At 58.5% G+C, this 18,171-nt stretch carries 22 protein-coding genes; 12 read left to right on the forward strand and 10 right to left on the reverse strand.

Features of this window, described 5'->3' with window-relative positions; all coding sequences use genetic code 11:
* The 4 genes from G5171_RS16225 to murA are packed head-to-tail and all read left to right on the forward strand — an operon-like array spanning nt 1 to nt 2,434.
* A complete protein-coding gene (locus G5171_RS16225; protein ID WP_005336350.1) occupies nt 1-633 on the forward strand; it encodes an MlaC/ttg2D family ABC transporter substrate-binding protein in 633 nt (210 codons plus the stop codon).
* The gene (locus G5171_RS16230) at nt 630-902 is read left to right on the forward strand and encodes an STAS domain-containing protein (protein WP_005336352.1); all 273 of its coding nucleotides are present in this window, start codon (nt 630-632) and stop codon (nt 900-902) included. Before G5171_RS16225 ends, G5171_RS16230 begins: the two co-directional genes overlap by 4 nt.
* Nucleotides 902-1,159, forward strand: coding sequence for a BolA family iron metabolism protein IbaG (gene ibaG / locus G5171_RS16235; protein WP_005306001.1), 258 nt, complete (start codon nt 902-904; stop codon nt 1,157-1,159). Before G5171_RS16230 ends, ibaG begins: the two co-directional genes overlap by 1 nt.
* An 18-nt stretch (nt 1,160-1,177) precedes the next feature.
* Complete coding sequence (gene murA / locus G5171_RS16240) at nt 1,178-2,434, forward strand: UDP-N-acetylglucosamine 1-carboxyvinyltransferase (protein ID WP_005341797.1); 1,257 nt, start codon at nt 1,178-1,180, stop codon at nt 2,432-2,434.
* Between the two features lie 579 nt (nt 2,435-3,013).
* Here the strand turns inward: murA and G5171_RS16245 are convergent.
* Nucleotides 3,014-4,267 (reverse strand): phospholipase D family protein, encoded by a 1,254-nt coding sequence (locus tag G5171_RS16245; protein WP_337073411.1) that lies wholly within the window; start codon nt 4,265-4,267, stop codon nt 3,014-3,016.
* Nucleotides 4,268-4,339: 72 nt separating this feature from the next.
* Between G5171_RS16245 and G5171_RS16250 the strand changes: the two genes are divergently transcribed.
* Nucleotides 4,340-4,516 (forward strand): hypothetical protein, encoded by a 177-nt coding sequence (locus G5171_RS16250; RefSeq protein ID WP_337073412.1) that lies wholly within the window; start codon nt 4,340-4,342, stop codon nt 4,514-4,516.
* Here the strand turns inward: G5171_RS16250 and G5171_RS16255 are convergent.
* The 3 genes from G5171_RS16255 to tatA form a co-directional block, all read right to left on the reverse strand.
* Nucleotides 4,494-5,915, reverse strand: a complete 1,422-nt coding sequence (locus G5171_RS16255) for a lytic transglycosylase F (RefSeq protein ID WP_337073413.1) — start codon at nt 5,913-5,915, stop codon at nt 4,494-4,496. The two genes, G5171_RS16250 and G5171_RS16255, sit on opposite strands and share 23 nt — an antisense overlap.
* A 229-nt stretch (nt 5,916-6,144) precedes the next feature.
* Nucleotides 6,145-6,447, reverse strand: a complete 303-nt coding sequence (locus G5171_RS16260) for a YfcZ/YiiS family protein (protein WP_005339945.1) — start codon at nt 6,445-6,447, stop codon at nt 6,145-6,147.
* Between the two features lie 16 nt (nt 6,448-6,463).
* A complete protein-coding gene (gene tatA / locus G5171_RS16265) occupies nt 6,464-6,625 on the reverse strand; it encodes a twin-arginine translocase TatA/TatE family subunit (protein WP_005339944.1) in 162 nt (53 codons plus the stop codon).
* A 276-nt stretch (nt 6,626-6,901) separates the two neighbouring features.
* Between tatA and G5171_RS16270 the strand changes: the two genes are divergently transcribed.
* Nucleotides 6,902-7,870 (forward strand): LysR substrate-binding domain-containing protein, encoded by a 969-nt coding sequence (locus G5171_RS16270; RefSeq protein WP_421251087.1) that lies wholly within the window; start codon nt 6,902-6,904, stop codon nt 7,868-7,870.
* A gap of 68 nt (nt 7,871-7,938) precedes the next feature.
* On the opposite strand, the gene G5171_RS16275 is transcribed toward G5171_RS16270, so the two are convergent.
* Entirely contained in the window at nt 7,939-8,538 is a 600-nt protein-coding gene (locus tag G5171_RS16275; protein ID WP_005341806.1) for a YhgN family NAAT transporter, read from the reverse strand.
* A 99-nt stretch (nt 8,539-8,637) separates the two neighbouring features.
* Nucleotides 8,638-8,883 carry a YecH family metal-binding protein gene (locus tag G5171_RS16280; RefSeq protein ID WP_337073414.1) on the reverse strand — a complete coding sequence of 82 codons (246 nt, stop codon included), beginning with the start codon at nt 8,881-8,883 and terminating at the stop codon, nt 8,638-8,640.
* 210 nt (nt 8,884-9,093) lie between these two features.
* On the opposite strand from G5171_RS16280, the gene G5171_RS16285 reads away from it, so the two are divergent.
* Nucleotides 9,094-10,377 carry a dicarboxylate/amino acid:cation symporter gene (locus G5171_RS16285; protein ID WP_005341810.1) on the forward strand — a complete coding sequence of 428 codons (1,284 nt, stop codon included), beginning with the start codon at nt 9,094-9,096 and terminating at the stop codon, nt 10,375-10,377.
* A 7-nt stretch (nt 10,378-10,384) separates the two neighbouring features.
* Here the strand turns inward: G5171_RS16285 and G5171_RS16290 are convergent, their stop codons facing one another.
* Both G5171_RS16290 and G5171_RS16295 read right to left on the reverse strand, forming a co-directional pair.
* Nucleotides 10,385-10,699, reverse strand: coding sequence for a DUF2007 domain-containing protein (locus tag G5171_RS16290; RefSeq protein ID WP_005341811.1), 315 nt, complete (start codon nt 10,697-10,699; stop codon nt 10,385-10,387).
* Nucleotides 10,700-10,708: 9 nt separating this feature from the next.
* Nucleotides 10,709-11,611 (reverse strand): LysR substrate-binding domain-containing protein, encoded by a 903-nt coding sequence (locus tag G5171_RS16295; RefSeq protein WP_421260425.1) that lies wholly within the window; start codon nt 11,609-11,611, stop codon nt 10,709-10,711.
* A 96-nt stretch (nt 11,612-11,707) separates the two neighbouring features.
* On the opposite strand from G5171_RS16295, the gene G5171_RS16300 reads away from it, so the two are divergent.
* Both G5171_RS16300 and G5171_RS16305 read left to right on the forward strand, forming a co-directional pair.
* Nucleotides 11,708-12,760 carry an HlyD family secretion protein gene (locus G5171_RS16300; protein ID WP_421260426.1) on the forward strand — a complete coding sequence of 351 codons (1,053 nt, stop codon included), beginning with the start codon at nt 11,708-11,710 and terminating at the stop codon, nt 12,758-12,760.
* Complete coding sequence (locus G5171_RS16305; protein WP_319920123.1) at nt 12,760-14,313, forward strand: DHA2 family efflux MFS transporter permease subunit; 1,554 nt, start codon at nt 12,760-12,762, stop codon at nt 14,311-14,313. Before G5171_RS16300 ends, G5171_RS16305 begins: the two co-directional genes overlap by 1 nt.
* Before the next feature lie 90 nt (nt 14,314-14,403).
* Here the strand turns inward: G5171_RS16305 and G5171_RS16310 are convergent, their stop codons facing one another.
* A complete protein-coding gene (locus G5171_RS16310) occupies nt 14,404-15,030 on the reverse strand; it encodes a lysoplasmalogenase (protein WP_421251090.1) in 627 nt (208 codons plus the stop codon).
* A gap of 187 nt (nt 15,031-15,217) precedes the next feature.
* On the opposite strand from G5171_RS16310, the gene G5171_RS16315 reads away from it, so the two are divergent.
* On the forward strand, nt 15,218-15,358 hold the full coding sequence (locus G5171_RS16315) for a hypothetical protein (RefSeq protein ID WP_216980339.1): 141 nt from the start codon (nt 15,218-15,220) through the stop codon (nt 15,356-15,358).
* Between the two features lie 66 nt (nt 15,359-15,424).
* Here G5171_RS16315 and G5171_RS16320 read toward each other — a convergent pair whose 3' ends face one another.
* Entirely contained in the window at nt 15,425-16,555 is a 1,131-nt protein-coding gene (locus G5171_RS16320; RefSeq protein WP_421212479.1) for a fatty acid desaturase, read from the reverse strand.
* 147 nt (nt 16,556-16,702) lie between these two features.
* Between G5171_RS16320 and fabR the strand changes: the two genes are divergently transcribed.
* Together fabR and G5171_RS16330 are read left to right on the forward strand one after the other, a co-directional pair.
* Nucleotides 16,703-17,323, forward strand: coding sequence for an HTH-type transcriptional repressor FabR (gene fabR / locus G5171_RS16325; protein WP_005341820.1), 621 nt, complete (start codon nt 16,703-16,705; stop codon nt 17,321-17,323).
* 19 nt (nt 17,324-17,342) lie between these two features.
* Nucleotides 17,343-17,708 (forward strand): YijD family membrane protein, encoded by a 366-nt coding sequence (locus G5171_RS16330; protein WP_005341821.1) that lies wholly within the window; start codon nt 17,343-17,345, stop codon nt 17,706-17,708.
* The last annotated feature ends 463 nt before the right edge of the window (nt 17,709-18,171 follow it).

The raw sequence follows: 18,171 nt of genomic DNA on the forward strand, positions 1-18,171 counted from the left end.
ATGTTCAAGAAAATCGCCCTGCTGCTGGGTCTGATGACCAGCATGCTCTTCTCCCTGTCTGCCCAGGCCGCAGTCGATGCCACCGACCCCAACGCGCTGGTGGATCAGGCTGCCAAGCAGACCTTTGCCCGCCTGAAAGCCGATCAGGCCCAGGTGAAAAGCAATCCGGATCACCTGCGGGTGATCATCCGCGAAGAGCTGCTGCCCTATGTGGACAACCGCTTCGCCGCCTACAAGGTGCTTGGCAACCAGATTAAAGAGACCACCGAAGCGCAGCGCAATGCCTTCGTCGAGGTGTTCACCGAGTACATGGTGAGCTCCTACGCCGATGCGCTGGCCCATTTTGACAAGCAGACCGTCAAGGTCGAGCCGGGCAAAGCCCCCAGCGGCAATATCACCGCCGTCAACGTCAGCGTGAAAGAGGCCGGCAAGCCGGACATCTTCCTCGAGTTCAAGCTGCGCAAGAACAACAAGACCGGCGAGTGGAAAGCCTTCGACATGGTGGCAGAGGGGATCAGCCTGCTCTCCGCCAAGCAGAGCGAGCTGGGCGGTTTGATCCGCCAGAACGGCATCGATGCGGTGATCGCCCAGTTGCGCGAGCACAACGCCAAGCCGCTGGTACTCAAACCATGACCCTCAGCGGTGAGCTGCAGGCGCCACAGGTCAATGACCTGTGGCAACGCCGCGCTGAATGGTGGCAGGACGACCAGCTTGAGCTCGGCGGCGTCACCACCCTCGACTCTGCCGGACTGGCCCTGCTGGTCAAATGGGCCAAAGCCGTATTAGCGCGAGGCGCCACACCGCAACTGGTGGGCGCCTCCAGTGATTTCTATACCCTGGCCAACCTCTACGGGGTGGCCGGGCTGTTTCAGTCAACCCCGCTTACAACTGAGGACGCATAATGCAAGTCTCTGAAATTGAAGCGATACTCCTTGAGGCTCTGCCATTGTCCGAAGTCCATGTCAAAGGGGACGGTAGTCACTACCAAGTGATCGCCGTCGGTGACATGTTTGACGGCATGAGCCGGGTCAAGAAGCAGCAGGCCATCTATGCCCCGCTGATGGACAAGATCGCCAGCAACGCCATTCACGCCCTCTCCATCAAGGCGTTCACCGACGCCGAGTGGAAACGCGAACGTAAATTCCTATTGCCCTCCTGATTTGGTAACGAAGTAAAAATGGACAAATTCAAAATCGATGGTCGTTGTACTCTCAACGGCGAAGTGACCATCTCCGGCGCCAAAAACGCCGCGCTGCCGATCCTGTTCGCGACCCTGCTCTGTGATGAAGAGGTTCACCTCTCCAACGTGCCGCGCCTGAAAGATGTGGGCACCACCATCAAGCTGCTGGAGATGCTGGGCGCGACCACCAAGGTCAACGGCAACGTCACCGTGCTGACCGGTGCGGTGAACAACCATGTCGCCCCCTACGAGCTGGTGAAGACCATGCGCGCCTCCATTCTGGCGCTGGGCCCGCTGGCTGCCCGTTTCGGCGCAGCTGACGTCTCCCTGCCAGGCGGTTGCGCTATCGGTGCCCGTCCGGTCAACCTGCACGTCCACGGTCTGGAGCTGATGGGCGCCAAGATCACCATCGAGGATGGCTACATCAAGGCCCGCGTTGACGGTCGCCTGAAGGGTGCCCATATCCTGATGGACATGGTCTCCGTCACCGGTACCGAAAACCTGATGATGGCCGCCACCCTGGCTGAAGGCCGTACCGTGATCGAAAACGCCGCGCGCGAGCCGGAAGTGGTCGATCTGGCCCACTTCCTCAACGCGCTGGGCGCCAAGATCCAGGGTGCAGGCACCGACACCCTGATCATCGACGGCGTCGAGCGTCTGCACGGCGGCAGCTACAGCGTCCAGCCTGACCGTATCGAAACCGGTACCTTCCTGGTGGGCGCAGCGGTTACCGGCGGCAAGATCACCTGCCGTAACACCGACCCTACCCTGCTGGAAGCGGTACTGGTCAAGCTGGAAGAGGCTGGCGCCCTGATTGAGAAGGGTGAAGACTGGATTACCCTCGACATGACTGGCCGCACCCTCAAGCCGGTCACCATCAAGACTGCCCCCTACCCGGCCTTCCCGACCGACATGCAAGCCCAGTTCACCGTACTGAACGCGGTGGCCCAAGGTACCGGCATGATCACCGAGACCATCTTCGAGAACCGCTTCATGCACGTTCCCGAGCTGGTACGGATGGGCGCCGACATCGAGTTGCAGGGTAACGTGGCCATCTGCCGCGATACCGCCCAGCTCAAGGGTGCCCAGGTGATGGCGACCGATCTGCGCGCCTCTGCCAGTCTGGTGCTGGCCGGCTTCGTGGCTGAAGGTTCCACCATCGTCGATCGCATCTACCACATCGACCGTGGCTACGAGAACATCGAGCAGAAGCTGCAAGGTCTGGGTGGCCACATCGAGCGCATCAAGGGCTGATAGCTCCCTGATCGCTGGCCGATAAAAAGGCCCCCTCGCTAATGCAAGGGGGCCTTTTTACATTCGCCTGGTCTGCCGAGATTTAATGCGGTCGAGAGTGGCCCATATCGTGTCAGGCTATTTACCAGCCCCCCTGGCGGCCAATGTTCATTGGCTCGAGACTCGCCAAAGAACCAAAAAAGTGGGGTGACATGTCCATGTCACCCCCTCGCAAATAGCATGTTCCATATTGGAGTCCGGCCACGCCGAGCTTCTGTTTCACTTTCCGATAGTTCGCGACCCATCTGAAGTGCGCGCCAATTGCAGCGATGCAACCGGCCAGCTACCCGTTACAACCTTCGTCCACACGGCAGACAAGCCACCGTGTTTGTCCTTGCAACTGAAATATTACGCATAAAAACAAAATAAAAAACGTTTTTATGCCCATTCCATTCACATTGAAGTACAAAAAACAGCCTTATCATCACCACTAAATTGTTATAAAACAGCTAGATAGATTCAATCATAGTTATTAACCCGCAAAGGTCATCAGCAATGACTTACAAGGCTTTGCGAGATCTCGCACAAAAAATGGCCGCCTCACAGCCAACGGCGCAGTGGCAACCAGTCGCTCAGGCGGGCTATCAGCCGCCTTGACCACCCCTCGGGTTTGCGCGGCAATCCACCGGCCTGCACCTGCCAGCGAGCCAGCCACATTCGCAGCGCCTCGCAGATCGGCGGGCAGTGCAGATGCAGCATCAGCTCGGTATTGAGAAACAGCGAGCGGGGATCAAGGTTGAGGCTGCCAAACAGCGCCCGCGCCTCCCCCAGCAGGATCAGCTTGGCGTGCAGGCTGCCGTGGCCATGATCAAACTCGGCGACCCGGATCCCGCGACGCAGCAACCAGCCGAGATAGCGTTGGTAGGCGCCATAGACCAGCGGCACATCGGTACTGGCCAGCGAGTTGGTGAGAATATCGATGGCAACACCCTGCTGGCGCAGCCGCGCCAGACGATGCCGAAACCCGCGGGTCAGGATGAGGTAAGGGGTCACCAACCCCAGCGAGCCGGGATTGTCAGCTAGCTGGCGCCACAGCTGGCGAGCGGTGGTGGGGCGGGAGATAAGCCCCTTGCCGGGACGATCGAACCACACCTCGGCACGACCCTCATGCCATTGCAGCGGCACATCGCTTTCGTCGAACAGTTCCGCGGGCAGATCGTAGACCGTCGCCACCGTCGGATCCGTCATGGTGAACAGGAAGTCGTTGACCACCTCTATTTCGGCGGGCAGCAGCTTGCGGCGCAGCAGATGGCGGATGGGGTGACTCCAGCGGCTGCGCCAGAACTGCTCGAACCCCTGCGTCATCTGCTGGCATAGCCTCCCCTGACAGGCGAGATCGAGATCCACGAAGGGAGCTTGCGGATCCAGACCGAAGTAGCGATCGCCGATGTTACGCCCGCCAATCAGTGCCAGCTTGCCATCCACCAGCAACAGCTTGTTGTGCATCCGGTGGTTGATACGGCGAAAGCTGAACAACCCCTCCAGCAGCAGTGCCAGCGGGCGCCAGCCCCGCAGCCAGAAAGGGTTGAACAGCCGCACCTCGATCCCCGGATAGTGAGCCACCATCTCCAGAAAGCGGTTGTCACCGGCATAAAGATCATCCACCAGCAGCTGCACCTTGACGCCGCGCCGGGCGGCATGAAGCAGCTCGCTCAGCAGCAGCTTGCCGCTGCTGTCCTCCTCCCAGCTGTAGTACTGCGCCTGGATCCGCTCGCGGGCATGGCGGATCCAGTGACAACGCACCTTGAGCGCCAGCTGGGGATCGTCGATCAGGGCAAAGGAACCGGGGATCATGGTGTCATCCTGCTGTCATGGCCGGGTGTCATAACGCTGGCGAGCCTCTCACATACTCAAAAGGAGTTGCTGATGGAACTGCATGATACCCCGATGTTGCGCTATCTGGGCCAGCTCAGCCAGCCAGATCTCATCCCGGCCACCGGCCCCGCCCACTGGTTCCTGCAACACAGGGACGGTGGCTGGCAACTGCCGACCGTGCAGGCGACCCTGCTAGTCAACCGGCTCAGGGCTGAGCCGCTTCGATAGCGGCAGCCTTGCCCTCGATCTGGGGCAGGCTGAAACGATAGGCCACGTAGTACTTGTAGATGGTGCCAACATAGTTGATCGGCCCCTGCCCGACTTCGTTGGCCACCAGTTGATCCACGTTGCCGAACCAGACGTTAGGATCGAGCCCCTGCTTCTCCGCCTTGCCTCGCAGCGCCTGCACCCGGTTCGGCCCGGCGTTGTAGGCGGCGAGGGCAAACAGGTGACGGTTGAGCCGATCCAGCTCGGGATCATTGAAGTAGGTATCGAGGATCAACCGCATGTAGCGGCAGGCGGCTTCCACATTGCCCTCAAGGGTGGTCAGTCTGACGCCGTTGATGCCGACCTCCCGCCCCGTGCTAGGCAGCAGTTGCATGATGCCCACGGCCCCCTTGTGCGAACGCACCTTGGGATTGAGGCCGGACTCCTTGTAACCGAGCGCCGCCAGCATCAGCCAGTCGAGATCGTATTGATTAGCGTACTTCTCCAGCACCTTGCGAATGGTCGCCAGTCGCCCCATGGGATCCGGCGCCAGGATATTGCTCATCTGATCGCTGTGAACCAGCAACCGGCGCAGAGTCATGTCGCTGTAGAGGCTGTTGCGGCTGACGCTCGCCAGATAGCCATTGACCGCCTTGAGCAGCTCGGGGCTGTTCTTGCGCAGCGCCCAGCCACTGGTGCCGTTGCTGCGCAGGGGGATCAACTTGTGAGCCTTGAGACCGGAGATCATGCCACCCAGCCAGATCCGCCCCTTGTAGCTGTCGGTCACCGTCAGAGGAATAATGCCTGCAGCCACCATCTCCAGCAGATCGCCATCCTGTAGATATTCGGGCACCGTTTCGATATAGACGGGGGGCAGCCCCAACTCACGAAACAGCCAGTTGAGCTGACGCAAACTCTCGTAGTAGCTGGAGCTGGCGCGCACCCAGACCCGCCTGCCGGAGAGCTGGGTAATGCGGTTGAAGGCGGGCAAGCTGTTCTGGCTCACCACCCACTCCTCGATGGAGGAGATGAGCGGCCGGGAGAAGGCCACCTGTTCACGCCGGGTCGGGGTCACCGTCATGGTCGCCGCCACCAGATCGCCGCGCCCCTCGGCCAGATAGTCCAGCAGCTTGTCCTGGCGCACCGGGATGTAGACCACCTTGAGTTTGACCTTCTCTTTGGCAAGATAGATGTTGTTCAGCCAGCGCTCGAATCCTTGCAGCTGATTGACCAGAATGCCGTACTGGGAGCCGCGATCGAGAAAATAGAAACCACGCTCATAGACCACCAGAGCCCTGAGTTCGCGCTTTTGCAGAATGCTTTCGAGGTCCCCGGGTTGGGGCAAACGCACCGGCTTGAGCTCAGCCGCCAGCAGGGGAAAACAGCAGAGGGCCAGCAGAGCCCAGATCCAGCGTCGCATCACGATGGCTGCCCCTGTGCTGAGGTCACGCCTGCTGCCTGTTGGCAGCACGGATCACGATAGAGAGTGGGATTGGGGGCAGAGATCCATCGCTGCGTCATGATGTTTACGCCTTCTGTTGGCCGACTCGCGCCGGGCAAAAACGTCTGTGGGATAGAGTAACTATAGAACGCCGACCCACAGCAGAAGGGTCAACACGGCAGGCAAACCTGCCGCGTTATCAGACCACTCAGATAGAGCGGGCCCGCATTTCGAAAATCAGTTTTTCGGCAGTGCAGGTGAATTGCAGGCGGGCTTTCAGGATCACGCCGTTGGCGCCCTGGGTCAGTTCGCTGCTAACTTGAGCTTCGGCAGTGACCTGTTTGGCCAGTGCTTCATAGGCAGCCAGCTTGGCGCGGGCATCAGCCTCGGCAGCGGCTTCAATAACCAGATCCATCACATCGTCGCCTTCGCCGATGATGGTGCCGATCTCGGCAAAGCAGCCGCAGCTGTCACAGGTTTCGTTCAGTTCAACTTTCTCGTCTACAGACATGTTCTACTCCTACTGCTTATTTCGGATGATTTGCGTCGTCACGCATCGCCTTGCGAAAATCTTTGATGGCGGTACCCAGATCCTCACCTGCACTAGCAAGACGCTTGCTGCCGAAGACCAGCACAACGACCAGCAAGAGGATCAACATATGCCAGATATGAATTCCACCGAGTCCCATAGGGATACTCCCTCACAAAGAGATATCTGTTACTTGTATCAAAATAGAGCGCAGGGATTGTTGGGCAAAATCAAGGCAGGTGCAAGTGAGCAAATAAATCATAGCCAAAAAATAGGGCGACCCTGAGGTCGCCATATTGATTGTGCTACATGTCCCCTCAACCGCTACATCCTGTACCAGTGGTTCATGCGAACCTGAGACCATTCGAGGATAAGATCGCCAAGATATGAAAACAAATGGTATAAATTCATCTTAGAATTGAAGAGGATTCATATCATGCTGCTGGAACAACTAGGTCGTATTGATCTTAATCTGCTTATTATCCTGCAGGTGCTGCTGGAGGAGCGCAACGGCAGCAAGGCAGCACGCCGCCTTCACCTGAGCCAGTCAGCAGTCAGCAAAGCCCTCGGCCGTCTGCGCGATACCTTCAACGATCCCCTCTTCATCCGCTCTGCCTACGGGCTGGAACCCACCGGCCGTGCCCTTGCGCTGCAACAGCAGTTGCAACCCATCCTGCTGTCGCTGGACAACCTGATCCAGCCGCCCGAGTTCGACCCCGCCAGCTCGGAGCGAGAGTTCGTCATCGCCAGCATGGACAGCGCATTTACCCTGTTTGCGCCGCTCTACCTGAGCGAGCTGAAACGGCAAGCGCCGCGGATCCGGCTGCGTTACGAAGAGTGGACCGAGAACAGTCTGACCGAGATGAGCCAGGGGCAAGTGGATATCGCCTTCGCGGTGCGGGAAAACTGCATCAACTCCGATTATCGGCTCGACACCCTGCCCGGTAGCATCTGTCAGCGACTACTGGCTATCGACGATCTCACCTGTCTGGTGCAACAGCATCATCCGGCGTTGCGGGAGCAGGAGTGGGATCTCGATCGCTACCTCAGCTATCCCCATGTTCAGACCTACTGCGAGGGACGGGATCGCTGGATGCTGGACCACAAGCTGGCGGAACAGGATCTCTACCGACGCATCGAGGCCACCGTGCCCTCCTTCGAGGCAGCGCTGCGGATGGGGATGCACTCCGACATGATTGTGACCCTCTCCAAGCTCTACGCGCGCCATGCTACTCAGGTCTACCCGCTGTTGCAGCTCCCTCTTCCCATCGAACTGGACAGCATTTCCCACCTGCTGATATGGCATCAGCGCCACAGTGAAGATCCTGGCCACCGCTGGCTACGGGAGACCCTCCTCTCGCTCATCATGAACAAACTGGAATCCTCCGTCATCGGGAACTCCTGACTAATCATTGCTGAAAGTCAGATAGCAAAAGGGGCTCGATAAGAGCCCCGTTCCATCGTGCCGGACAGTCAGTTCTGGCCCGTCACCGCCAGATAATGATGTACACCATCCAGCAACATCTGCACCGAGATCATCACCAGCAGCATGCCCATCAGCCGTTCCACCGCAGTAAGTCCCCGCTCACCCAGCAGCTTGTTGAATACCTCGTAGAACATCAGGATCACCGCGCTGGCAGCCCAGGCCAGAAAGAGTGCCAGCGACCAGTCCACCATTCGGGCTGGCTCCTGATTGGCCAGCAACATCAAAGAGGCCAGGATCGAAGGGCCGGCGATCATCGGAATCGCCATCGGTACCAGGAAGGGCTCCTCACCCGCCGCCAGCCCGGTCACCCCCCCCTCACTCGGGAAGATCATCTTGATGGCGATCAGGAACAGGATAATGCCGCCTGCGATGCTGACCGCCTCCTGCCGCAGATTGAGGAAACCGAGGATCTGCTGACCGACAAACAGAAAGAGCATCATGATAGCCAGCGAGAAGAGCAGTTCGCGCACCATCACCTTGCGGCGTCGCTTGGGATCGATATGACGCAAGATGGAGAGGAAGACCGGCAAATTGCCCAGCGGGTCCATGATCAGAAACAGCATGACTGCGGCAGAGAAAGTATCCATACAACGCCCGGACTACGCCTTGAACAGAGAAAAGACAAGGGGCGAAATATAGCAAAGGGTGAAGAATTGAGCGAGCGCCATGATGCGCTCGCAGCGGGGTTAACCGTGGTTGCAGATCTTGTCGGCGCGGGTCTGGAAGCCCTCTGCCGAATCGATGAATTTGCCGCGGGCCGCCAAAAAATCAATCAGAGCCTCTGCATCCATCTCTCGAGCACTACAGGTATGGAAGCGAGCTTCGGCACCGAACCTTTCGGCCATCGCCTGTTTCAGGCTGGCACGGGTAAATTGCCCCCCCTGTACCAGCATCATCTCCATCACTTCGTGACCATGTATCGATTGCGACATTTTCAAGCCTCATAAATAAACATATTTAATACCAATTAAATATCGCCCTGCCCGTAGGGATCTTGATATAAACCAATAAATTGTGCATTACCTGGCCGGAGGAGTGGTCAGCGCCGCCGCTTTGTCGATAATGTGGCAACCCGCGTCAGGGATCGCTACACTGACGCCCCTTTTTCGCCATCGCAGACAATTTATAAGGATATTGGCGTCATGCTGTTCCATGGAGAGGCTCTCAAGCCCTGGCAGATCTGGACCCGCCGCCCACTCTGGCTCAAGACCCTGATCGGCATGCTGATTGGCGTCGGCCTGGGCGTCGGCTTTGAAGAGCAGGCTCTGCTACTCAAACCCCTTGGGGTCTTGTTCGTCAATACCATCCAGATGCTGATGGTTCCTCTTATCTTCTGCTCGGTCATCGCCGGTCTCACTTCTCTACTCAAGGGCAAGGGACTGGATCGCATCGGCAGCAAGGCGATCTGCCTCTACTTCTGCTCGACCGCCATCGCCATCTGCATCGGCCTGATGATGGGCTGGCTGCTGGAGCCCGGCATGGGCGCCAATATGGGCCCACATCAGCGACTGGGAGGAGAAGCCCAACCAGCCCTGGCGAGTGTGCTGAATCAACTGGTGCCGAGTAACCCGGTACAGGCAATGGTGGATGGCAAGATTCTACAGGTGATCGTCTTTGCAGTCGCGCTGGCAGTGGCCCTTAACGCCAGTGGACGCCGCGGCCGGCCAGCCATCCTCTTCTTCACCTCATTGGCCGAAGGGATGTTCAAGCTGACCCAGATGGTGATGGCGCTAGCCCCCTATGGAGTCTGCGCTCTGATGGCCTGGATGACCTGTAAATACGGTCTCGACCTGCTGTTACCGCTGCTCAAGGTGATCGGTGCCGTCTACCTGGGTTGTCTGCTGCACGTGCTCGGAGTCTACAGCAGCCTGCTACTCCTGCTGGCGCGGCTCAATCCCTTGCACTACTTCAAGAGTATCGTCGATGCCCAGGCGGTGGCTTTCACCAGCAGCTCCAGCAGCTCTACCCTGCCCATCAGTCTGGCCTGCGCCGAGAAGCGGCTGGGGGTCTCACCCGCCATCACCGCCAAAGTGCTGCCCATCGGCGCCACCATCAACATGGATGGCACGGCCCTCTATCAGGGAGTCACTGCACTGTTCGTGGCTCAGGCATTCGGGGTGGATCTGCATATGGTCGATTACCTGACCATCATCAGCATCGCCACCCTGGCCAGTATCGGCACCGCCGGCACGCCAGGCACCGGGTTAATGCTGTTGACCCTGACACTGACGGCTGTCGGACTGCCACTGGAAGGGGTTGCACTAATTGCTGGTATTGACCGGCTCCTCGACATGGCGCGCACCACGGTCAATGTATCGGGGGATATTTTGGTGTCGGTGCTGATCGCCCGCAGTGAGAACGAGCTGGATCTGGCGACCTATCACGATGCCAGCGCGGGGGAAGATATCGAGTTTCCACCACGCTAGCATAAGATTAGCTGTCGTGGGGATCGTGATGACAGCGCCAACACACTTCGAAGTTGGCGCCGTTCTCCTCCCCGCACTGACCGCACAGCCAGCCATTACCTTGCCGCTGCTGGTAACGCTCGATAACCCGCCCTGCTCTGCTGCGATCTTCGGCCCTGACCATCAAGGTCACCTGCAGCAGGTCAACGGGCAGATCGCCAAAAGCGCCTGACAGGCCATCGCCATTGAGACGCACCGCCACCCCTTCGACCTCCAGCGCCCCTTTCAGGGCGTGTGCCTCCAGGGTATGAGAGGCGCGATAGAGATTGATCCAGTTATCCATAGCTCCCCCTTATAACAGCTTGTCGATGCCAAACTCGGCGCCGTTCTCAATCATGAAATCGATGAATGCCCGCAACTTGCGCGGCATCAGTTGCCGCTCCGGAAACAAAAGATAGATAGGGACTCTGGGTTGCTGCCACTCGGACAGCAGGGTCACCAGTTCACCGCTGGCCAACTCCTCCTGACAGAGCATAGCGGGTAGCGAGGCCAACCCCAGCCCCGCCTTCGCCGCCTCTCGGGCACAGGTAATATTATTGACCCGAAAACGGGATGGGGGGTCAACCAGTACCTCTCTGCCATCTCGCTCGAAGCACCAGTGAGAGGCGAGAAATCCGCTGCTCACCGTCACCCGCTCATGGTTTGCCAGATCTTCCGGTCGCGTGATGGCCGAGCTGCGCGCCAGATAGTCCGAGCTGGCACAGAGTAACCGCCCAGTGCTCCAGAGTCGGCGAGCCGCCAGATTGGAGTCACTCATGTCACCTATCCGCACCACGGCATCCAGACCTTCGCTGATGGGATCCACTACCCGGTTGGTCAGTTCCAGTTCCACCTGCAGGGTGGGATAGCGTTGCAAAAACTTGGCGACGATCCGCCCGATCACCAGCTGACCCGTCTCGATGGGTACCGCCAGCTTCAAGGTGCCAGTCAACTCCTGCTGGCTGGCGCTCAGCATCAGCTCGGCTTCGGTCAGGGCATCGACGGCCTTGCTGCAGTGCAGGTAGTACTTCTCCCCCTCCTCGGTCAAGGTGAGCTGACGTGTGGAACGGTAGAGCAGGCGAACCCCGAGCCGCTGTTCCAACTCGGCGATACGGCGGCTGACCATCGCCTTGGTCATTCCCAGCTCTCGGGCGGCTCCCGTAAATGAGCCCTTATCGACGATACGAACCAGAATTAACGCGGCATTGAGGTCCATTGTTGCACCAGTGAAACTATATATCTCGATATCTCATACTAATCGAAACAGTTGACCAGTGTTAGCCTGCGCCCCTTAAGTTCAGGAATCACAAAAATGAGTCAACACAAAAAAATTCCCCTGCTGGCAGCCATGATATTAGCGCTGCTCGGTCTGCTGTTCGCCGGTTACTGGTATCTTCACGGCCGCTATTTTGAAAGTACCGACAACGCCTACCTGCAGAGTGAAGTGACCGGGATCAGCTCCAAGTTGCCCGGCTATATCCGCGAAGTGCTGATCACCGACAACCAGCCGGTCAAAGCGGGTCAGTTGATCGCCCGTCTCGATGATCGCGAATACAACACCAGGGTTGCGGAAGCAGAAGCCGACCTGCGCCTCAATCAGGCGACGGCCGAAAATCTGGCCGCCACCCGCACCCAACAACGGAGCCTGATCCAGCAGGCCGAGGCCAAGGTCGCCTCGGCCAATGCCGAACAGCTGCGCGCCAGCCAGCAGGTCAACAGGATCAGTCAGCTCAACCAGCGCCACTACAGCTCGCAAGATAGCCTTGATGAGGTGAACGCCTCCCTTCAGGTGGCGAGGGCGCAGGCCGAAGAGGCCAAAGCCGCCCTGCAGGCGGCCCGTGAGCGACTGCTGGTACTGGATGCCGAGCGCAAACAGAACCTGGCCAAGCTGGCATTGAGCGAAGCACAACTGGAGCAGGCCAAGCTGGAGTTAGGTTATACCGAGCTGCGAGCACCGGCCGATGGCATCATCGGCAAGCGCAGTCTGCGGGAAGGGCTCTACGTCCAGTCCGGCATGCAGGTCGCCAGTCTGGTGCCGCTGCAGCAGGTGTGGGTCGAGGCCAACTTCAAGGAGACCCAGCTCGCCCATATGCAGCCGGGCCAGAAGGTCGAAGTGGTGCTCGATGCCTACCCGGATCAACCGGTCGAGGGGATCATCGACAGCCTGGCCCCGGCCACCGGTGCCAAGTTCGCCCTGCTGCCACCGGAGAATGCTACCGGCAACTTCACCAAAATCGTGCAGCGGGTACCGGTGAAGATCCGCATCCCCGAGCCAGGCCCGCTGGCAGGCAAGCTGCTGCCGGGTCTCTCCACCGAAGTGATCGTGGATACCCGCACTCCTGAGCCCGTGGTGGCTGCCAACTGATGGAACCCATTCCACGTCGCAACTGGATCGCGGTCATGGGGGGGCTTATCGGCGCCTTCATGGCCATCCTCGATATCCAGATCACCAATGCCTCCCTGAAGGATATTCAGGGGGCCCTGTCGGCCACCCTGAGCGAAAGCTCCTGGATCTCCACCTCCTATCTGGTGGCGGAGATGATCGCCATCCCCCTGAGCGGCTGGCTGAGCCGGGGGCTGAGCGTGCGCCGCTACCTACTCTGGACCACCAGTGCGTTTATCGCCGCCTCCGTGCTCTGCTCGTTCAGCTGGAACCTCACCAGCATGATCGTCTTCCGGGCGCTGCAGGGCTTCACCGGCGGGGCGCTGATCCCGATGGCCTTCTCCCTCATCGTCACCCTGTTGCCGCTACAAAAGCGGGCCACCGGCATGGCGCTGTTTGGCCTCTGTGCCACCTTCGCCCCCGCCATCGGCCCAACCCTCGGCGGCTGGCTCACCGAGCAGATGTCGTGGCACTACATCTTCTATCTCAACGTGCCGCCGGGACTGCTGGTGATGGCCATGCTGGCCCACGGGCTGGATAAAAAACCGGTGGACTGGGCCGTGATCAAGCGGGTAGACCTCATCGGGATTGTCACCATGGCACTTGGCCTCGGCCTGCTGGAGGTGGTACTGGAAGAGGGCAATCGGGAAGACTGGTTCGGCTCAAGTTTCATCGTGCGACTGGCGGTCATCTCGGCAGTGGCGCTGGTGTTCTTCGTCATCAGCCAGCTGATCCGCCGTCACCCGCTGGTCAATCTGCGGTTGCTGCACAACCCGCGCTTCGCGCTGGCCTGCTTCGCCTATCTGATCCTCGGCATGGCGTTGATGGGCTCCATCTATGTGCTGCCGCTCTACATGACCCAGATCCACAACTACAACGCGCTGGAGATCGGCGAAGTCCTGATGTGGATGGGGCTGCCGCAACTGCTGGTGCTACCGCTGGTGCCCAAACTGACCCACAAGATAGACCCGCGCTATCTGGTGAGCTTCGGCTTCCTTATCTTCGCCGTCAGCTGCTTTATGAACGTCAACATGAGTGCCGACTACGCCGGGCCGCAGCTGATCCAGTCGCTTATCGTGCGGGCGCTGGGGCAGCCCTTCATCATGGTGCCGCTCTCCCTGGTCGCCACCGCCAGCCTGAGCCACGACGAGATCCCCTCCTCCTCGACCCTGCTCAACGTACTGCGCAACCTCGGTGGCGCGTTCGGTATCGCCATCATCGCGACCCTGCTCGACAACGATACCCGCACCCATGTGCTGCAAATTGGCAGCACTCTGGCCGCCAGCAGCATCGAGGGACAAACCTATCTGCTGCAGCTGGCCCAGAGCATGATGGCGCAGGGGTCAGGCCCCGAGATTGCCCAGCAGCAAGCCCACGCCATGCTGGCCAATACCATCAACCGGGAGGCGGCCATCATGGCCTACAACCAGGTGTTCTACATCATGGGGATCTTCCTGCTGATCGCCAGCGGCCTGATGTTGTTACTCAAATCCCCCGCCCCACGGGCAGCGAATGCCGAACCGCTAGAGGCGTGAGAAACGGTGAGAATGGAATAGCAAAACGGGCCTGAGGGCCCGTTTTTTTGTCTGCACACTCCCCTTGGCGAGGGGACAACTCAGCCACAGTCACCCCGCCAGCGAGGCGGCAATCAGAAACTGGGCGGCGAAGTAGCTGGTCATCACCCAGGCGGTGGCATGGGGGAAGGGGCGGCGGAAACGGTCCAGCGCCAGCATGCTGTCGGAGAACAGGAACATCAGCGCCCCCACCAGGGCGGCGGCACTGCCGGCGGTGAGGGAGGCGTGCCAGGCGCCGGCGGCGACCCAGGCCATGCCGATGATCACCAGCATGTAGCAGAACACGGGCACCTTCATCTCCCCCAGCTTGCCCCACAGCAGGCCAAATACCATGCCGGCAATCAGCAACAGCAGCAAACCGTCCACCAGATTGAGCAACAGCGGCCCCTGGGCAAACCCGACGATATAGCAGAGATGCGCGACAAGAAATGCCGCCAATCCCTGAATGAAGCGATCGCTTGGCAGCATCAGCAACACATCCCCCGCCAGCGAGAGGCAGAGGCCGAGCAGGATCCAGGCGTGAGAACCGTCGTGGTCATAACTTTGGTAGCCGAATGCCAAGGCGATGATAAACAGCATGGTCAGCGGCTTGCTGATATAGAACTGGCGGCTGTCTGAACCGTAGGCAGCACGGATGTGCCACCAACCTGAAGCGATGATCAAGAAACTCAATAACATGCCCTGCTCCTCACCTGTTGCTCGCAGTCATACGACAACTATTTTTATCATGGTGCAGGGTAACAAATTCCCTCTCCCAGTGGCAGGGATGCCTAGCAAATAGCCAGACTAAGCCTAAAGTCTAATTGCCGCCCCGAGCGATTCAGGGGATAAGTGACGGGTCTGGAGGATCACCATGGATGAAGCTATGAAAAACTATCTACCCGCCATCGACATCATGATGTGCCATCTGGGGATCAGCTTTGAGCAGGCCTGTGAACAGCTGGGACTGAGCCCACTGGAGCAGCAAACCCTGAGCCTGCTACAAGAACAGGATCGACCCGAGTAGCAAACAACCTGCTGCCTCCGCTACACAAAAGAAGACCACCTGACGGCGGTCTTCTTTTTCATCCAGCTAGGCAGCCCGTGTAGTGATACCTGCCAGCAGGCGGCTCCAGCTGCGCTTACCTGCGATAAAGCTGTCCCGCAGGGCTCTGTACTCCAATTGCAGCTTGAGACGGTCATAGCGCGCCAGAGCCTTGCGCTTGCGCTGTTCCAGCAGTCGTTTGCGACTGGCGTAGTAGTGCTGCAGCTGCTGGCTCAGCTTTGAATACTCTTCCTGTAACAGTGCCTGCCACAATTCACGGTCATCCTGCTTGCAGAGTTGCGCCTGGGCCCGTTTCAACTGCATCTCCAGCCTTGCCTGTTCAATCCGCTCTTCCGGCACAGAACGAAGGTTTGCCGCCAAGCCACACCAGGAGGCAAATCGAATCAACCACTTGGTCGGATCGAACTGCCACCAGTGAATGCCATTGCGGTAATCATGCTCGAACAGATGGTGAAAATTATGATACCCCTCACCAAAGGTAAAAAAGGCCAAAATACCGTTGTCGCGGGCCGTGTTACGGTCGGTATAAGGCTGACTGCCCCAAATATGTGCCAGTGAATTGATAAAGAAGGTGGTGTGGTGGGTCATCACCATCCGCAGCACGCCCGCCAGCAGCAGCATGCCGAGCAGATCCCCGTGCCACAGGCCAAGCAACAGCGGCAGGCCCAGATTGGTCGCCAGTACCAGCACCAGATAGTGGCGATGCTGAAACGCGACTACGGAGTTATTCTGCAGGTCCCGTACATTGCTGTAATCGCCATACACATCTCCCTGATACTCTCGTAGCATCCAACCAATATGGGAGTACCAAAAACCGCGCCCGGCGCTGTAGGGATCCTTATCGTTGTCATCCACATGGCGGTGATGGCGACGGTGGTCGGCAGCCCAGTGTAACGCCGAGTTCTGCAATGCCAGCGCACCGCCAATCGCAAACAACCACTGCAACGCAGGATGCGCCTTATAAGTCTTGTGCGACCAGAGACGGTGATAGCCAGCGGTGATGGATAGGCCACTCAAACAGAACAGCAGCAGGAGCGTGACCCACTGCCAGATGTCGTAACCGTGGCTCATGCCATACCAGGGCACGGCAACCAGTGCAACCAGTCCGGAGAGGGAAAACAACAGGGTATTGGTGATAATAATCGGGGGTTTAGCCATCTTCTTGCATCCTTTCAGCGAACAGCTGTTAGCCATTTTCCATGGCAACTTCGCCATGGTCAATGGTAAAAAAGTAGGATACAAACCTGATCCGAAGGCGCCTTCGGGTTATCATTTGGCCTCGTTAAGCTGAAGGTGACTGATTTCGTGGGTATTCGCGCTCAACAAAAAGAAAAAACACGGCGTACATTGATTGATGCTGCATTCAGCCAACTATGCGCCAACCGAAGTTTCTCCAACCTCAGTCTGCGGGAAGTTGCCCGTGAAGCGGGTATCGCTCCCACCTCCTTCTATCGCCACTTCCGCGACATGGAGGAGCTGGGACTCACCTTGGTTGATGAGGGGGGACTGACCCTGCGTCAACTGATGCGCCAGGCACGACAGCGCATTGCCGGTGGTGGCAGTGTCATCAGCACCTCGGTGCAGACCTTTATGGAGTTCGTCGAGAACAATCCCAATATCTTCCGCCTGCTGTTGCGGGAACGTTCAGGCACCTCGGCCGCGTTTCGCCAGGCGGTAGCACGCGAGATCCAGCACTTTATCGCCGAGCTGACCGACTACCTTGAAGCAACGACCAGAGCGCCACGGGAAGATGCCTACATCCAGGCAGAAGCCATGGTTACCATCGTCTTCAGTGCCGGTGCCGATGCGCTCGACATGACCAGCGAAGAGTGCCGGGCGCTCTCCGACCGAACTATTCGCCAACTGCGGATGATAGCCATGGGCGCAGAGGTACAAAACCAGAAGCGCCGTGAACCCCACCCATGACCACAGGATGGAGAATGACATGTCTGAACAGCTTATGATCCCCAAAAAACCGCTCGCCATGGCCATGCTGATAGGCATCTGTGGCGATGCATCTCTGACCGTGCTGACCAACTCGGTCGTGCCTTTCTCCTTCTTCCCGCTGATTGCCCTCTGGCTGGCGGCCTACCAGCTTTTTCAGCACTATCGCCATGAACCCATGGTGGGCAACACCCCCATCTGCACCCTGCTCTGCTTCTTTATCGGTGTCTTCGGCCACTCCGCGCTGCTCAAGGTGCAATACCCGGAGCTTGGCAGCAACTTCTTCTCCCTGATCATGATGCTGCTGCTACTGGCAGCCCTCTCCATCAAGCTCGGCCTGAGCATTGGCAACAAAGAGAAGCCCTGATAAATCGACCGAGTGATGGTAATCAGCTGATAGATAAAGCAAAGAGGTCTTCCCGACGGGAAGGCCTCTTTGCTTGAACGGTACCTGATTAATCCGGCAATCTCGGTATTCCCAACCTCACCAAGCAGCTTGGCCTCCAAGATAGAGGAGAGGGAGCAATATGGAGCTGTCTTGTAGCCAGCATGCAGATAAAGCCTGAGTTGGTTGGCCATAGCACCACTCGAATGGCTGTAAATTGAGCTGATAACGCTCTGATATAACTAGAAAATAGTGATAAGAACAGGCTGTCTGGTTCTCTTCCTGCAGATAAACACTAACACTGGCTGTCTAACACGCTAAAAACACCAAAGCCCGGTCGTCAGACTGGGCTTGTGCTGGCTCTGGTATGCAAATCTGTGGCTCTTATGAGCAAACCGCCCATAGCAAAAAGGCCTTCCCAATCGGGAAGGCCTTCAAATTAGTG

Source organism: Aeromonas sp. 600774, from assembly GCF_049175075.1.
GTDB lineage: Bacteria > Pseudomonadota > Gammaproteobacteria > Enterobacterales > Aeromonadaceae > Aeromonas > Aeromonas veronii_A.

Bases quoted from the DNA above. Each gene is read 5' to 3' on its own strand.
- ibaG (WP_005306001.1), top strand. From the start codon at position 902: ATGCAAGTCTCTGAAATTGAAGCGATACTCCTTGAGGCTCTGCCATTG.
- G5171_RS16295 (WP_421260425.1), bottom strand. From the start codon at position 11,611: ATGGACCTCAATGCCGCGTTAATTCTGGTTCGTATCGTCGATAAGGGC.
- G5171_RS16270 (WP_421251087.1), top strand. From the start codon at position 6,902: ATGCTGCTGGAACAACTAGGTCGTATTGATCTTAATCTGCTTATTATC.
- G5171_RS16300 (WP_421260426.1), top strand. From the start codon at position 11,708: ATGAGTCAACACAAAAAAATTCCCCTGCTGGCAGCCATGATATTAGCG.
- G5171_RS16250 (WP_337073412.1), top strand. From the start codon at position 4,340: ATGGAACTGCATGATACCCCGATGTTGCGCTATCTGGGCCAGCTCAGC.
- G5171_RS16320 (WP_421212479.1), bottom strand. From the start codon at position 16,555: ATGGCTAAACCCCCGATTATTATCACCAATACCCTGTTGTTTTCCCTC.
- G5171_RS16330 (WP_005341821.1), top strand. From the start codon at position 17,343: ATGTCTGAACAGCTTATGATCCCCAAAAAACCGCTCGCCATGGCCATG.
- murA (WP_005341797.1), top strand. From the start codon at position 1,178: ATGGACAAATTCAAAATCGATGGTCGTTGTACTCTCAACGGCGAAGTG.
- G5171_RS16260 (WP_005339945.1), bottom strand. From the start codon at position 6,447: ATGTCTGTAGACGAGAAAGTTGAACTGAACGAAACCTGTGACAGCTGC.
- G5171_RS16225 (WP_005336350.1), top strand. From the start codon at position 1: ATGTTCAAGAAAATCGCCCTGCTGCTGGGTCTGATGACCAGCATGCTC.
- G5171_RS16245 (WP_337073411.1), bottom strand. From the start codon at position 4,267: ATGATCCCCGGTTCCTTTGCCCTGATCGACGATCCCCAGCTGGCGCTC.
- G5171_RS16315 (WP_216980339.1), top strand. From the start codon at position 15,218: ATGAAAAACTATCTACCCGCCATCGACATCATGATGTGCCATCTGGGG.
- tatA (WP_005339944.1), bottom strand. From the start codon at position 6,625: ATGGGACTCGGTGGAATTCATATCTGGCATATGTTGATCCTCTTGCTG.
- G5171_RS16230 (WP_005336352.1), top strand. From the start codon at position 630: ATGACCCTCAGCGGTGAGCTGCAGGCGCCACAGGTCAATGACCTGTGG.
- G5171_RS16290 (WP_005341811.1), bottom strand. From the start codon at position 10,699: ATGGATAACTGGATCAATCTCTATCGCGCCTCTCATACCCTGGAGGCA.
- G5171_RS16285 (WP_005341810.1), top strand. From the start codon at position 9,094: ATGCTGTTCCATGGAGAGGCTCTCAAGCCCTGGCAGATCTGGACCCGC.
- G5171_RS16275 (WP_005341806.1), bottom strand. From the start codon at position 8,538: ATGGATACTTTCTCTGCCGCAGTCATGCTGTTTCTGATCATGGACCCG.
- G5171_RS16255 (WP_337073413.1), bottom strand. From the start codon at position 5,915: ATGCGACGCTGGATCTGGGCTCTGCTGGCCCTCTGCTGTTTTCCCCTG.
- G5171_RS16310 (WP_421251090.1), bottom strand. From the start codon at position 15,030: ATGTTATTGAGTTTCTTGATCATCGCTTCAGGTTGGTGGCACATCCGT.
- G5171_RS16280 (WP_337073414.1), bottom strand. From the start codon at position 8,883: ATGTCGCAATCGATACATGGTCACGAAGTGATGGAGATGATGCTGGTA.
- G5171_RS16305 (WP_319920123.1), top strand. From the start codon at position 12,760: ATGGAACCCATTCCACGTCGCAACTGGATCGCGGTCATGGGGGGGCTT.